Annotated in this window: 13 protein-coding genes; 7 read left to right on the top strand and 6 right to left on the bottom strand. The window is 70.6% G+C overall.

Annotated features, from left to right (window positions below):
* Positions 1 to 97 precede the first annotated feature (97 nt).
* Entirely contained in the window at positions 98 to 1,087 is a 990-nt protein-coding gene (locus tag ACRRSS_RS01560) for an ABC transporter ATP-binding protein (protein WP_435969421.1), read from the top strand.
* A 147-nt stretch (positions 1,088 to 1,234) separates the two neighbouring features.
* On the opposite strand, the gene ACRRSS_RS01555 is transcribed toward ACRRSS_RS01560, so the two are convergent.
* Positions 1,235 to 2,347, bottom strand: a complete 1,113-nt coding sequence (locus ACRRSS_RS01555; protein WP_435969420.1) for an alpha/beta hydrolase — start codon at positions 2,345 to 2,347, stop codon at positions 1,235 to 1,237.
* A gap of 165 nt (positions 2,348 to 2,512) precedes the next feature.
* On the opposite strand from ACRRSS_RS01555, the gene ACRRSS_RS01550 reads away from it, so the two are divergent.
* The 6 genes from ACRRSS_RS01550 (at position 2,513) to ACRRSS_RS01525 (ending at position 7,351) form a co-directional block, all read left to right on the top strand.
* Entirely contained in the window at positions 2,513 to 4,357 is a 1,845-nt protein-coding gene (locus ACRRSS_RS01550; RefSeq protein WP_435969419.1) for a phosphatidylglycerol lysyltransferase domain-containing protein, read from the top strand.
* A 28-nt stretch (positions 4,358 to 4,385) separates the two neighbouring features.
* Positions 4,386 to 5,246 carry a dihydropteroate synthase gene (gene folP / locus ACRRSS_RS01545; protein WP_435969418.1) on the top strand — a complete coding sequence of 287 codons (861 nt, stop codon included), beginning with the start codon at positions 4,386 to 4,388 and terminating at the stop codon, positions 5,244 to 5,246.
* Positions 5,243 to 5,722 (top strand): nuclear transport factor 2 family protein, encoded by a 480-nt coding sequence (locus tag ACRRSS_RS01540; RefSeq protein WP_435969417.1) that lies wholly within the window; start codon positions 5,243 to 5,245, stop codon positions 5,720 to 5,722. Before folP ends, ACRRSS_RS01540 begins: the two co-directional genes overlap by 4 nt.
* 132 nt (positions 5,723 to 5,854) lie before the next feature.
* A complete protein-coding gene (folB, locus tag ACRRSS_RS01535; RefSeq protein WP_017240053.1) occupies positions 5,855 to 6,214 on the top strand; it encodes a dihydroneopterin aldolase in 360 nt (119 codons plus the stop codon).
* Entirely contained in the window at positions 6,211 to 6,810 is a 600-nt protein-coding gene (gene folK, locus ACRRSS_RS01530; RefSeq protein WP_435969416.1) for a 2-amino-4-hydroxy-6-hydroxymethyldihydropteridine diphosphokinase, read from the top strand. The genes folB and folK overlap by 4 nt, the downstream gene beginning before the upstream one ends.
* A gap of 61 nt (positions 6,811 to 6,871) precedes the next feature.
* Positions 6,872 to 7,351 (top strand): DUF3180 domain-containing protein, encoded by a 480-nt coding sequence (locus ACRRSS_RS01525; RefSeq protein ID WP_435969415.1) that lies wholly within the window; start codon positions 6,872 to 6,874, stop codon positions 7,349 to 7,351.
* A gap of 3 nt (positions 7,352 to 7,354) precedes the next feature.
* Here the strand turns inward: ACRRSS_RS01525 and ACRRSS_RS01520 are convergent, their stop codons facing one another.
* The 5 genes from ACRRSS_RS01520 to tilS form a co-directional block, all read right to left on the bottom strand.
* Positions 7,355 to 8,356 carry a hypothetical protein gene (locus ACRRSS_RS01520; RefSeq protein WP_435969414.1) on the bottom strand — a complete coding sequence of 334 codons (1,002 nt, stop codon included), beginning with the start codon at positions 8,354 to 8,356 and terminating at the stop codon, positions 7,355 to 7,357.
* 69 nt (positions 8,357 to 8,425) lie between these two features.
* Positions 8,426 to 9,031, bottom strand: a complete 606-nt coding sequence (gene folE / locus ACRRSS_RS01515) for a GTP cyclohydrolase I FolE (protein ID WP_435969413.1) — start codon at positions 9,029 to 9,031, stop codon at positions 8,426 to 8,428.
* Between the two features lie 97 nt (positions 9,032 to 9,128).
* Positions 9,129 to 11,150: an ATP-dependent zinc metalloprotease FtsH gene (gene ftsH / locus ACRRSS_RS01510; RefSeq protein WP_435969412.1), complete on the bottom strand. Its 2,022-nt coding sequence runs from the start codon at positions 11,148 to 11,150 to the stop codon at positions 9,129 to 9,131.
* A gap of 185 nt (positions 11,151 to 11,335) precedes the next feature.
* Positions 11,336 to 11,875, bottom strand: coding sequence for a hypoxanthine phosphoribosyltransferase (gene hpt / locus ACRRSS_RS01505; RefSeq protein WP_030219931.1), 540 nt, complete (start codon positions 11,873 to 11,875; stop codon positions 11,336 to 11,338).
* 41 nt (positions 11,876 to 11,916) lie between these two features.
* Positions 11,917 to 12,936, bottom strand: coding sequence for a tRNA lysidine(34) synthetase TilS (gene tilS / locus ACRRSS_RS01500; protein WP_435969411.1), 1,020 nt, complete (start codon positions 12,934 to 12,936; stop codon positions 11,917 to 11,919).
* Positions 12,937 to 12,956 lie beyond the last annotated feature (20 nt).

Raw genomic sequence — 12,956 nt, 5'->3', positions numbered from 1 at the left:
ACCCTAACCCCCGCCACCGACAATCCCCGAGACCCGCCACAATGCGGCAACACGCCCTTCACACACCCCCGGCATCCAGGGGCCAGAATGGGGAACCATGATCCGGTTCGAGCACGTGACCAAGCGGTACGCGGACGGCACCACCGCCGTCGACGACCTCTCCTTCGAGGTCGCGGAGGGCGAACTCGTCACCCTGGTCGGGCCGTCCGGCTGCGGCAAGACGACCACGATGATGATGGTGAACCGGCTCGTCGAGCCGACCTCGGGCCGCGTCCTCGTCGACGGCGAGGACATCGCCGGCGTCGACCCCGTCGCCCTGCGCCGCAAGATCGGCTACGTCATCCAGCAGGTCGGGCTCTTCCCCCACCGCACGGTCCTCGACAACACCGCGACCGTCCCCGCCCTCCTCGGCTGGAAGAAGGCCGCGGCACGCGCGCGTGCGGCCGAACTCCTCGACCTCGTCGGCCTCGACCCCGCCACCTACGGCTCCCGCTACCCCGCCCAGCTCTCCGGCGGCCAGCGCCAGCGCGTCGGCGTCGCCCGCGCCCTCGCCGCCGACCCGCCCGTCCTCCTCATGGACGAGCCCTTCGGCGCGGTCGACCCCGTGGTCCGCGAGCGCCTCCAGAACGAGTTCCTCGCCCTCCAGGCGACCGTCCGCAAGACCGTCCTCCTCGTCACCCACGACATCGAGGAAGCCGTCCGCATGGGCGACCGCATGGCCGTCTACGGGCAGGGCCGCATCGAGCAGTTCGACGCCCCCGCCACCGTCCTCGGCGCCCCCGCCACCCCGTACGTCGCGGACTTCGTCGGCAACGACCGCGGCCTGAAGCGGCTCGCCGTCACCCCGGTCACCGAGGCCGACCTCGACGTCTGGACGGCAAGCCGCGAAGGGCACGCCGCAGGCCCCGAGGAATACGAGGACGGCACCCGTGTACCCCTCGGGAGCTCCCTCAAGGACGCCCTCGCCGTGCTCCTCCAGCACGACACGGGCCGCCTCACCGTCACGGGCGCCGACGGCCGCCCCCTCGGCGTGCTCACCCCGGCCGGCGTCCACCGGGCCCTGCGCCGGGCGACCGTGACGGAGTGAGCCCGGGGGCCCGCCAGGTCCCACCGAGCCGCCCGCCGGACCCACCGGGCTCCCTCCGGACCCACCGGGCGCCTCCCACCGGACCCCCGGGCCACCCGCCGGACCCACCGGGCCTCCGGCCGGGTGCGGGCCCCGCCGGGACTCCCCTCAGGTCGCGCTGAGCTTGCCGCCCATCCAGACCATCCCCGGCGGGATCTCCCGGTTCCAGGTGTTGAAGTTGTGGCCGCCGCTCTCCAGCGTGATCGACGAGACCCGCGCCGGGCTCTTCACCTTCCTGATGAACTCCAGCGTGCCCCGCCGGTTGTCCTCGCCGCGCTTCGACGTCGTCACCAGGAACGACGTCCTCCCCTGCGGCAGGTGGTCCAGGCTCCACAGCAGGTCCGCGCGCTTGCGCAGCCCGTCGTCCCCCTGGAAGAGGTCGCCCGTCGTGACGTCCTCCGCCGCCCGGTAGTACGCGGAGAACCCCGCCCCCGCCGCGAACCGGTCCGGGTGGTGCAGCGCGATCTTCAGCGCGCAGTACGCGCCCGTGGAGTTCCCCATGAACCCCCAGTTGCGCGGCTTCGTGCCCACCCGGTACGTCTCCGAGACCGCCTTCGGCAGGTCCTCGGCGAAGAAGGTCTCCGTCTGCGGGCCACCGGGCACGTCCACGCACTCGGTGTCGCGGGGCGGCGCCACCGTCGGACGCAGCATCACCAGGATCATCGGCTGCATCCGCCCCTCCTTCGCCTGGAGGTACGCCGTCTTCGGGTACTTCAGCCCCTTGATCAGGTTCTCCGCCGTCCCCGGATACCCCGTGAGCACCACCGAGGCCGGGAACGTGCGCTTCGCGTACCGCTCCTGGAAGTACTCCGGCGGCAGGTACACATAGGCCGACGAGACGATCCCCGACCGCTCCCCCGCCACCACGACCTTCTGTATCTGGCCGGCGACCTCGGGACGGCCCCCGCCCGGCACGTCGAGCGCCTGCCTCCCCACCACCCGTACGTCCTTCGAGCCGGCCCCGTGGTCGACCACCACGCCCATGCCCTGCTCCTGGCCGAAGAGATCGGCCCACGAGCCGTAGAAGAGGAACGACCGGTTCGCCGCGAGACCCACCGCCGCGAACAGCGCCACCTGCGTCACAAGGAGCAGCCCCACCCGTCCCACCACCGCCCGCCGGCCGCGGCCCGCGAGCCGCGGCCACAGCCAGACCGTGGCGAGGAACAGCGCCACGGCCAGCGCGACCGCCACCACGAGGACTTTGCTGCTGGTGAGACCCATGGAACGACCGAGCCTTCTTTCCGAGAATTTCCTGTGAACCGATGAACCCGACCCCGCGCGGCTCCGTCCTAGAAGGCGCACCGACCGGAACGGCCCGCCGAACGCGCCGCGGGGCCCGACCGGAGTCAAAGACCCTTCGCAGGACCACGGGAAGCACGGGAAGCCATGTCTGTCACAGTAGATGGGGACAAATCAGGATTGGTTCCGGTTCGGGTGCGCCGGATTCTCCGCGGCCCCCGCCCCGAGAAGGTCCCCGCCCTCATCGGTACGGCCTGCACCCTGATCGGCCTCATCGACATCGCCGCAGGCGTCTTCCCCCGCTTCCGCGCCAGCCGCGTGCACGCCGTCGCGGAAGTCCTCCCCGGCACCCTCGGCCCCCTCTCCGCCGCCCTCTCCCTGAGCGCCGGCGTCCTCCTCCTGCTCCTCGCCCACGGCCTCAAGCGCCACAAGCGCCGCGCCTGGCGCGCCGCCGTCGTCCTCCTCCCCCTCGGCGCCGCGGCCCAGTTCGTCTGGCGCCACTCCGTCCTCGGCGCCCTCCTCTCCCTCGTACTCCTCACCCTCCTGCTGCGCCACCGGACCGAGTTCGCCGCCCTGCCCGACCCGCGCAGCCGCTGGCGCGCACTCGCCAACTTCGTCGTCATGGGCGCCGGATCCATCGCCCTCGGCCTCGTCATCGTCAGCGCCCACCCGCGCCGCGTCCTCGGCAGCCCCAGCCTCGCCGACCGACTCGAACACGTCCTCTACGGACTCTTCGGCGTCGAGGGCCCCGTCGGCTACAGCAACGGCGTCGACTGGACCGTCGGCTACTCCCTCGGCGCCCTCGGCATGCTCACCGCCCTCACCACCATCTACCTCGCCTTCCGCCCCGAACACCCCGCCGCCCGCCTCACCGACGAGGACGAGACCCGCCTCCGCGCCCTCCTCGACCAGCACGGCGGACGCGACTCCCTCGGCCACTTCGCCCTCCGCCGCGACAAGGGCGTCGTCTTCTCCCCCAGCGGAAAGGCCGCCGTCTGCTACCGCGTGGTCTCCGGCGTCATGCTCGCCAGCGGCGACCCCATCGGCGACGTCGAAGCCTGGCCCGGCGCCATCGAACGCTTCATGGACGAGGCCAAGGCCCACTCCTGGACCCCCGCCGTCATGGGCTGCTCCGAGACCGGCGGCCAGGTCTGGACCCGCGAGACCGGCCTCGACGCCCTCGAACTCGGCGACGAGGCGGTCGTCGACGTCGCGGATTTCTCCCTCTCCGGACGTGCCATGCGCAACGTCCGCCAGATGGTGAAGCGCATCGAGCGCAACGGCTACACCACCCGGGTCCGCCGCGTCGGTGACCTCGACGAGGCCGAACTCGCACACGTCCGCCGCGCCGCCGCGGACTGGCGCGGCACCGACACCGAGCGCGGCTTCTCCATGGCCCTCGGACGCATCGGCGCCCCCGGCGACGGCGACGCCGTGATAGCGACCGCCCACAAGACCGACCCCGACGACACCCCCGACTCCCCGTACGGCGACCTCAAGGCGATCATCCACTTCGTCCCCTGGGGCCGCGACGGCATGTCCCTCGAACTCATGCGCCGCGACCGCTCCGCCGACCCCGGCATGAACGAGCTCCTCATCGTCGCCGCCCTCCAGGCCTCCCCCGGCCTCGGCATCGCGCGCGTGTCCCTCAACTTCGCCATGTTCCGCTCGGCCCTCGCCCGCGGCGAGAAGATCGGCGCCGGACCCGTCCTCCGCGTCTGGCGCGGACTCCTCGTCTTCCTCTCCCGCTGGTTCCAGATCGAGTCCCTGTACAAGTTCAACGCCAAGTTCCAACCCCGCTGGGAACCCCGCTTCGTCGTCTACCGCACCAGCCGCGACCTCCCCCGCATCGGCTTCGCCGCCATGCAGGCCGAAGGCTTCGTGAACCTCTCCCTGCCCCGCCCCCTCGCCCGCAGGCGCACCGCCCCGGCCCCCCGCCCCTGCGCCCACATCGTCACGGCACCCGCCGAGCGCGAGATCCGCGCCGCCTGATCCCGCCCGTGGGCCCTACGCTGGTCACATGAGTACGACGATCGACCGGGGTACGGCCCGGGGCCTGCCGGAGTGGGACCGCTGCGCGGTCATGGGCGTGGTCAACGTGACCCCCGACTCCTTCTCCGACGGCGGCCGCTGGTTCGACACCACGGCCGCCGTCAAACACGGCCTCGACCTCGCCGCCGAGGGCGCCGACCTCATCGACGTCGGCGGCGAGTCCACCCGGCCCGGCGCAAGCCGCGTCGACGAGGAGGAAGAGCTCCGCCGCGTCGTCCCCGTCGTCCGCGGCCTCGCCGCCGAAGGCGTCACCGTCTCCGTCGACACCATGCGCGCCGCCGTCGCCGCCCGCGCCGTCGAAGCCGGCGCCGTCCTCGTCAACGACGTCAGCGGCGGCCTCGCCGACCCCGGCATGGTCCCCGCCGTCGCCGCCGCCGAGGTCCCCTTCGTCGTCATGCACTGGCGCGGCTTCAGCCGGGACATGAACAGCCTCGCCGTGTACGACGACGTCGTCGGCGAGGTCGTCGGCGAACTCCGCGCCCGCCTGGAGGCCGTCGTCGACGGCGGGATCGACCCCGAGCGCATCGTCGTCGACCCCGGCCTCGGCTTCGCCAAGCTCGCCCCCCACGACCTGGCCCTCGTCGCCCACCTCCCCGAGCTCCGCGCCCTCGGCCGCCCCCTCCTGGTCGCCGCCTCCCGCAAGCGGTTCCTCGGCCACGTCCTCGCCCGGGAAGGCGCCTCACCGCCGCCCGCCCGCGAACGCGACGCCGCCACCGCCGCCGTCTCCGCCCTCGCCGCCCACGCGGGCGCGTGGGCCGTCCGCGTCCACGAGGTCAGAGCCACCGCCGACGCCGTACGCGTCGCCCGCGCCGTCGAGGGAGCCGCGTGAGCCGCAGCGCCGACGAGACGGCCGTCGAAGCCGCCAACACCGCCTTCTACGAAGCGATGGAGACCGGCGACTTCGAAGCCGTCTCCGACCTCTGGCTCGACGACGGCGCCACCTCCATCACCTGCGTCCACCCCGGCTGGCCCGTCCTCACCGGCCGCGGCGAGGTCCTCCGCTCGTACGCCCTGATCATGGCGAACACCGAGTACATCCAGTTCTTCCTCACCGACCTCAAGATCTCCCTCGCCGGCCGCACCGCCGTCGTCACCTGCACCGAGAACATCCTCAGCGGCGGCCCCGCCGAGGACGGCGCCGAACTCGGACCCCTCGTCGGCCAGCTCGTCGTCGCCACCAACGTGTTCCGCCACACACCCGACGGCTGGCGGATCTGGTCCCACCACGCCTCCCCCGTCCTTGCGGAGACCGAGGGAACGGAGGACGGCGAGCCCGGCGTGGACGGCACCGAACACCCCTCCTGACCCGCCGCATGACCCGCCCACGGCCCCCACGGACACGTCCTGTCGGTCCCCGCAGGTAGATTCGATGCCGGACACCCGGCCGTCCGCACCCGGCTGCGTGGCCACCGAACTACGACAGCAGGAGTGATTCGCGTGGATCGTGTCGCGCTGCGCGGCCTCAAGGCCCGGGGCCATCACGGCGTCTTCCCCAAGGAGCGCGAGGAGGGCCAGACCTTCATCGTGGACCTGGTCCTCGGCCTGGACACCCGCCCGGCCGCGGCCGACGACGACCTGGCGAAGACCGTGCACTACGGGATCGTCGCCGAAGAGGTCGTCGACGTCGTCCAGGGCGAACCCGTCGACCTCATCGAAACCCTCGCCGAGCGCATCGCCCAGCAATGCCTCAGCCACGCCGGGGTACAGGAGGTGGAAGTCGTCGTACACAAGCCGGACGCGCCCATCACCGTGCCCTTCGACGACGTGACCATCACGATCACCCGGAGCCGACGATGAAGCCGACGCAGAGCGACCCCACCGTCCAGCCCGTGCCGGCCTCCGTCGTCGAGACCGTCGACGCGGCCGACACGACGCTGTCCAACCCCCGCTGGGCCGTCGTCGCCCTCGGAGCCAACCTCGGCAACCGCCTGGAGACCCTCCAGGGGGCCGTCGACGCCCTCGCGGACACCCCCGGACTCCGGGTCAAAGCCGTCTCCCCCGTGTACGAGACGGAGCCCTGGGGCGTCGAGCCCGACACCCAGCCCTCGTACTTCAACGCCGTCGCCCTCGTGAAGACGACGCTGCCGCCCTCCTCCCTCCTGGAGCGGGCCCACGCCGTCGAGGAGGCCTTCCACCGCGTCCGCGAGGAGCGCTGGGGCGCCCGCACCATAGACGTCGACATCGTCACCTACGCGGACGTGCTCTCCGAGGACCCCGTCCTCACCCTCCCGCACCCCCGCGCCCACCAGCGCGCCTTCGTGCTCGCCCCCTGGCACGACGTCGACCCCGAGGCCCAGCTCCCCGGCCACGGTCCCGTCGCCTCGCTCCTGGCCGCCCTCGGCGGCGAAGGTGTCGCCCGCCGCGCCGACCTGGAACTCCGTCTGCCCGAGTAGTCGTTACGCTTCGTGGCAGACCGCCCACGACCACGACCGACGACCACGCGAAGGACATCCGGTGAAACAACTGCGGCTGAAGGTGCTCACCGGACTGTTCCTCGTGGCCGGCATCCTCTCCTGGGGCGCCGCCCGGCTCTGGGACGCGGTCGGCACCCTCCCCAGCGTGCCGATCGCCGCGCCCATCGTCCTCACCGTGATCGCGGTCGTCCTCACGGCGACCGCCCTGTCGATCCGCTCCCGCCTCAAGGCCCAGCGGGAACGCCGCCCCGGCGCCAAGGGCGTCGAACCGCTGATGGCGGCCCGCGCGGTGGTCTTCGGCCAGGCGAGCGCCCTGGTGGCCGCCCTCGTCGCCGGCATGTACGGCGGCACGGGCGTCTTCCTCCTCGGCTTCCTCGACGTCCCGGCCCGCCGCGACCAGGCCCTCTACGCGGCCTTCTCGGTCGCGGCGGGCATCGCCGTCATCGCCGCCGCCCTCTTCCTGGAACGCGTCTGCAAGCTCCCGGAGGACGACGACGAGAACCGAGCCCCGGCGGCCTGACCCCTAGCGGGCCTCGCGCACGAGGTGTCCGTTCACCAGGAAGGTGGGGTACGGGGCGAGCCGGTAGCTGTAGAAGGTGAAGGGTTTGGCGCCCAGGGCGGGGCGGGGGCGGACTTCTTTGACCTGGACCCAGCTCGCTTCCCGCAGATGCACGGGGTGGTCCTCGGGCCGGTATGTGCCGCGGCTCCGCCAGCGGTCGGCAATGTAGAGCCGGGACGCGCGACCCCGTACGCCCTCCGGCGTGAAGCGCGCTCCGATGATCGGCGCCCATTCACGCAGGAACGGGACGTTGGCGCTTGCCACCACTCGGCCCTCAAAGCTCCCCCACGTCACCCGGCAGCCGTCACCGTCCACGTAGCCGTCCATGAACCCTGTGAAGGTCTCCATGTCCCGCAGAACCACACGCGGAAAGCCCTGACGCATGTGGTGAGCGTCACCGCCCGCATACTGCCGCACCAGGTCGGAGAGATACGACGAGACCACACGGACTCGGAAGCCCGCAACGTCTCGTTTGAGATAGCCGGACGGTCGACTCACTGCCTCGATACGAGTCGGAAGCCCGGTGCAGGCGGTCAGAGCGGCCGCGTACCGGGAAGCGAAGCACTCGTCATTGACGATCAGGGACACATAGTTCTTGTAGACGGTCCCGTCCGCACACGTGGCGCCGACGAAGTAGCCGAACTCGTACCCAGGCCTGATCGTCAGCCGTTCCCTGCAGAGCTTCCGGGCGGACGTCCAGGCAACGGCCTTCCCCGCCGCATCCGCCGCGTGCGCCCAGCCCTCCGGCGTGGCCAGCAGCAGATCGGGACTGGCGGAGAACGTCATGTGGTCCGTGACGACGTCGACGGCGGCACGTGCTTTCACCGCCGCCACGTCCACGACCGTGGTCCGCACCGTCCGGTCACCATCCAGCGTCCACATCACGCTGCCGGGCGCCACGTTCTTCGCCTGAACGCTGCCGTCCACCAAGTTCACCAGCATCTTGCTGGTCGGCCCGTACCCCATACCGCCCCCTTGATCAGCGATCAATCGCACTGATCGGGGACGGTATGGAGCAAGACGGGCAGTCCGCTACTAACGGGCCAGAATCAGGGACATGGCCTCGGCACGGGTGGTAGCGTCGCGCAGTTGGCCACGCACCGCCGAGGTGGTCGTCTTGGCGCCCGGCTTGCGGATGCCCCGCACCGACATGCACATGTGCTCGGCCTCGATGACGACGATCGCGCCACGCGCCTCGAGAATCCGCATCAGCGAGTCGGCTATCTGCGTCGTCAGGCGCTCCTGGACCTGCGGGCGCCGCGCGAAGACGTCGACCAGACGCGCCAGCTTCGAGAGACCCGTGATCTTGCCGCTGTCCGCCGGGATGTAGCCCACATGGGCCACGCCGTGGAACGGGAGCAAATGATGTTCACAGAAGGAAACGAGTTCAATATCCTTCACGAGGACCATTTCATCATGCCCGAGATCAAAAGTCGTGGTCAAGACATCCTCAGGATCCTGGCGCATCCCCGCCAGCAATTCCCTGTATGCACGTGCAACGCGTGCAGGCGTCTTCTGCAAACCCTCGCGGTCCGGGTCCTCTCCGACCGCGATGAGGAGCTCCCGTACGGCGGCCTCGGCGCGCTTCTCGTCGAACTCGCCGATCGTGCCCTCGCCGTCCAGCGTCACCGGGTCGGTCATCTCTGTGCCTCGTTCCGTCTGACTGATGTGCGCGAAATGCCGCGCCCCCACAGGCTAAAACCTGTGGGGGCGCGGCAGCCATTCCGGGGTGGGGCGGTCAGTCCTCGGACGGGGGGTCCACGGGGGCGATCTCGATGCCCTTCGTGGTGTCGACCGCCGGGGTCGCCGAGCCGTTCGCGCTGTTCGTCAGGGCCAGCTCCTTGGGGGAGAGGACCGGCGGACGCGTGGACGGGGTACGGCGGGAGGAGCCGGTCCAGGCCGGGCGGGCCGGGCGCTTGGTGATGGCGGTGAAGATCTCGGCGATCTCCTCCTTGCCCAGCGTCTCCTTCTCCAGGAGGGCGAGGACCAGGTTGTCGAGGACGTCGCGGTTCTCGACGAGGATCTCCCAGGCCTCGTTGTGAGCGGTCTCGATGAGCTTCTTGACCTCTTCGTCGACCAGCGCGGCGACCTCTTCCGAGTAGTCGCGCTGGTGCGCCATCTCACGGCCGAGGAAGGGCTCGGTGTTGTCTCCACCGAACTTGATCGCGCCGAGACGCTCGGTCATGCCGTACTGCGTGACCATCGCGCGAGCGGTGGCCGTGGCCTTCTCGATGTCGTTCGCCGCGCCCGTGGTCGGGTCGTGGAAGACGAGCTCCTCCGCCGCGCGCCCACCCAGCATGTACGCCAGCTGGTCGAGCATCTCGTTGCGGGTGGTGGAGTACTTGTCCTCTTCCGGCAGCACCATCGTGTAGCCCAGGGCGCGGCCGCGGGACAGGATGGTGATCTTGTGGACCGGGTCGGAGTTCGGCAGGGCCGCCGCGACCAGGGCGTGTCCGCCCTCGTGGTACGCGGTGATCTTCTTCTCCTTGTCCGACATGATCCGGGTCCGCTTCTGCGGGCCCGCGACCACTCGGTCGATCGCTTCGTCCAGAGCGTTGTTGTCGATCAGCTTCTGGTCGCCGCGAGCGGTGAGGAGTGCCGCCTCGTTGAGGACGTTGGAGAGGTCCGCGCCGGTGAAGCCGGGGGTGCGTCGGGCGACGGCGCCGAGGTCGACGTCCGGAGCGACCGGCTTGCCCTTCTGGTGGACCTTGAGGATCTCCAGACGGCCCAGCATGTCCGGTCGGTCGACGGCGATCTGCCGGTCGAACCGTCCGGGGCGCAGGAGGGCGGGGTCGAGGATGTCGGGCCGGTTCGTGGCGGCGATCAGGATGACGCCGCCCTTCACGTCGAAGCCGTCCATCTCGACGAGGAGCTGGTTGAGCGTCTGCTCGCGCTCGTCGTGACCGCCGCCGAGGCCGGCGCCGCGGTGGCGTCCGACGGCGTCGATCTCGTCGACGAAGACGATGGCGGGCGCGTTGGCCTTGGCCTGCTCGAAGAGGTCGCGGACCCGGGAGGCGCCGACGCCGACGAACATCTCGACGAAGTCGGAGCCGGAGATCGAGTAGAAGGGCACCCCGGCCTCGCCGGCGACGGCGCGCGCGAGGAGCGTCTTGCCGGTTCCGGGCGGGCCGTAGAGCAGGACGCCCTTGGGGATCTTGGCACCGACGGCCTGGAACTTCGCCGGCTCCTGGAGGAATTCCTTGATCTCGTGGAGTTCCTCGACGGCCTCGTCCGAGCCCGCGACGTCGGCGAAGGTGGTCTTCGGCGTGTCCTTGGTGATGAGCTTGGCCTTGGACTTGCCGAACTGCATGACGCGGGAGCCGCCGCCCTGCATCTGGTTCATCAGGAAGAGGAAGACGACCACGATGAGGACGAAGGGCAGGAGGGAGAGCAGGATCGAGACGAAGGGCGACTGCTTCGTCGGCGAGACGGTGTAGCCCTTCTCGATCTGCCCGGCCTCGAACTTCTCCTGGAGCTTGTCGGCGAGGTCCACGCCCTGGCTGCCGATGTAGCTGGCCTGGACCTTGCTGCTCTTGTCGATCTTCTGGCCGTCGACGAGCTCGATCTTGATGATCTGCTCGTCACCGGTGGTGATCTTTGCCTGCTTGACCTGGTTCTTGTCGATCGCCTGGACGACCTTGCCGGTGTCCACCGTCTTGTAGCCCTCGGACGAGCCGACGACCTGCATCAGCACGACCACGGCGAGGACGGCCAGCACGATCCACATGACCGGCCCACGGAAGTATCGCTTCACGTCCATCCATACGGAGCGAGAACGCCCCGTCCCTCCTGCCCGTAGGAAAATGCTGCTGTGAGAGCTGCTGTGTGAAAAAGCTGTTCTTCGGACGGTACCTCAGCATCGTCGCCCGCGACCGCCTTCCCGTGGTTCAACGGGGGGAAGGCGGTCGGGGTTCCCCGTCTGCCGGGACTGTCAGCCTTGGGCTGTCAGCCGCCGTAGACGTGCGGGGCGAGCGTGCCGACGAACGGAAGGTTCCGGTACTTCTCGGCGTAGTCGAGGCCGTAGCCGACGACGAACTCGTTGGGGATGTCGAAGCCGATCCACTTGACGTCGATCGCGACCTTGGCGGCCTCGGGCTTGCGCAGGAGCGTGCAGACCTCGAGGGAGGCGGGCTCGCGCGAGCCGAGGTTCGACAGCAGCCAGGACAGCGTCAGGCCGGAGTCGATGATGTCCTCGACGATCAGGACGTGCTTGCCCTTGATGTCGGTGTCGAGGTCCTTGAGGATTCTGACGACGCCCGAGGACTGGGTGCCGGCGCCGTAGGAGGAGACGGCCATCCAGTCCATGGTGACGGGGGTGGAAAGGGCGCGAGCCAGATCCGCCATCACCATCACGGCGCCCTTGAGGACGCCGACGATGAGCAGGTCCTTGCCCGCGTATTCCGCGTCGATCTTCGCGGCCAGCTCTGCCAGCTTGGCGTCGATCTCTTCCTTGGTGATGAGCACCGACTGGAGGTCGGTGCCCATGTCCTTCTCGTTCACCCGGGTCACTTTCGTTGCAGCGTGCGTCAGCCTTGCCGGATGACCAGTCTGCCACCCTGGCGGCGGGCTTCGACGCGTCCGGGCAGGTTGATGGCCCCCTGGCCGCGCCATCCGGTGATGAGCCGGTCGACTTCTTCGATGTGCCGGGCGAAGAGGGAGCCGGCGGGCGCGCCCTCGGCGATGACGGCGCGGCGCAGGACGCGACGGCGTACGGCGGGGGGCAGCCCGTGGAGCTTGGCGCATTCGAGGGCGCCGGCCTCGTCGCGTACGGAGGTCTCGGCGTCGGCGGCCCAGGTGTCGAGGGCGTCGGCGTCGTCGCGGGAGAGCTGGGCCGTTCGGGCGAGGGCTTCGACGACGCCCTTGCCGAGGGCCTTCTCCAGGGCGGGGAGGCCTTCGTGGCGGAGGCGGGAGCGGGTGTAGGCGGGGTCGCTGTTGTGGGGGTCGTCCCAGACGGCCAGTTCCTGTGCGATGCAGGCCTTGCGGATGGTCTGGCGGTCGAGGGTGAGGAAGGGGCGCCGGTAGCGTCCGGCGGCGCCGGAGATGGCGGCCATGCCGGAGAGCGAGCGGATGCCGGAGCCGCGGGCGAGGCCGAGGAGGACGGTCTCGGCTTGGTCGTCGCGGGTGTGGCCGAGGAGGATCGTGGTGGCTCCGTGGCGCTCGGCGGCGGCGTCGAGCGCCGCGTACCGCGCGTCGCGGGCGGCGGCCTCGGGGCCTCCTTCGCGGCCGACGGTGACGGCGACGGCCTCGACGGGGGTGAGGCCGAGTGCGGTCATGCGTCCGGCGACCTCGTCGGCGCGGGTGTCGGAGCCGTCCTGGAGTCCGTGGTCGACGGTGATGCCGCCGGCGCGCACGGGAAGCTTGCGGGCCTCGAAGGCGAGGGCGGAGGCGAGCGCCATCGAGTCGGCGCCTCCGGAGCAGGCGACGAGCACGAGAGGGGGGCGTGCGTCGCGTGTGGGGGCGGTGTCGGTCTGGTGCTCGGTGAGAACGTCGTGGAGTACGCGGCGGACCGCCAGGCGTATCGCCGCGACCGCAGGATGGGGACCCATGTCCGGTGCCCTTCGTGATG

The organism is Streptomyces sp. Qhu_M48 (genome assembly GCF_051305195.1).
Classification (GTDB): Bacteria; Actinomycetota; Actinomycetes; order Streptomycetales; family Streptomycetaceae; genus Streptomyces.
Note: the sequence above shows the minus strand (reverse complement) of the source record. Positions and strands in the feature narration are given on the sequence as shown.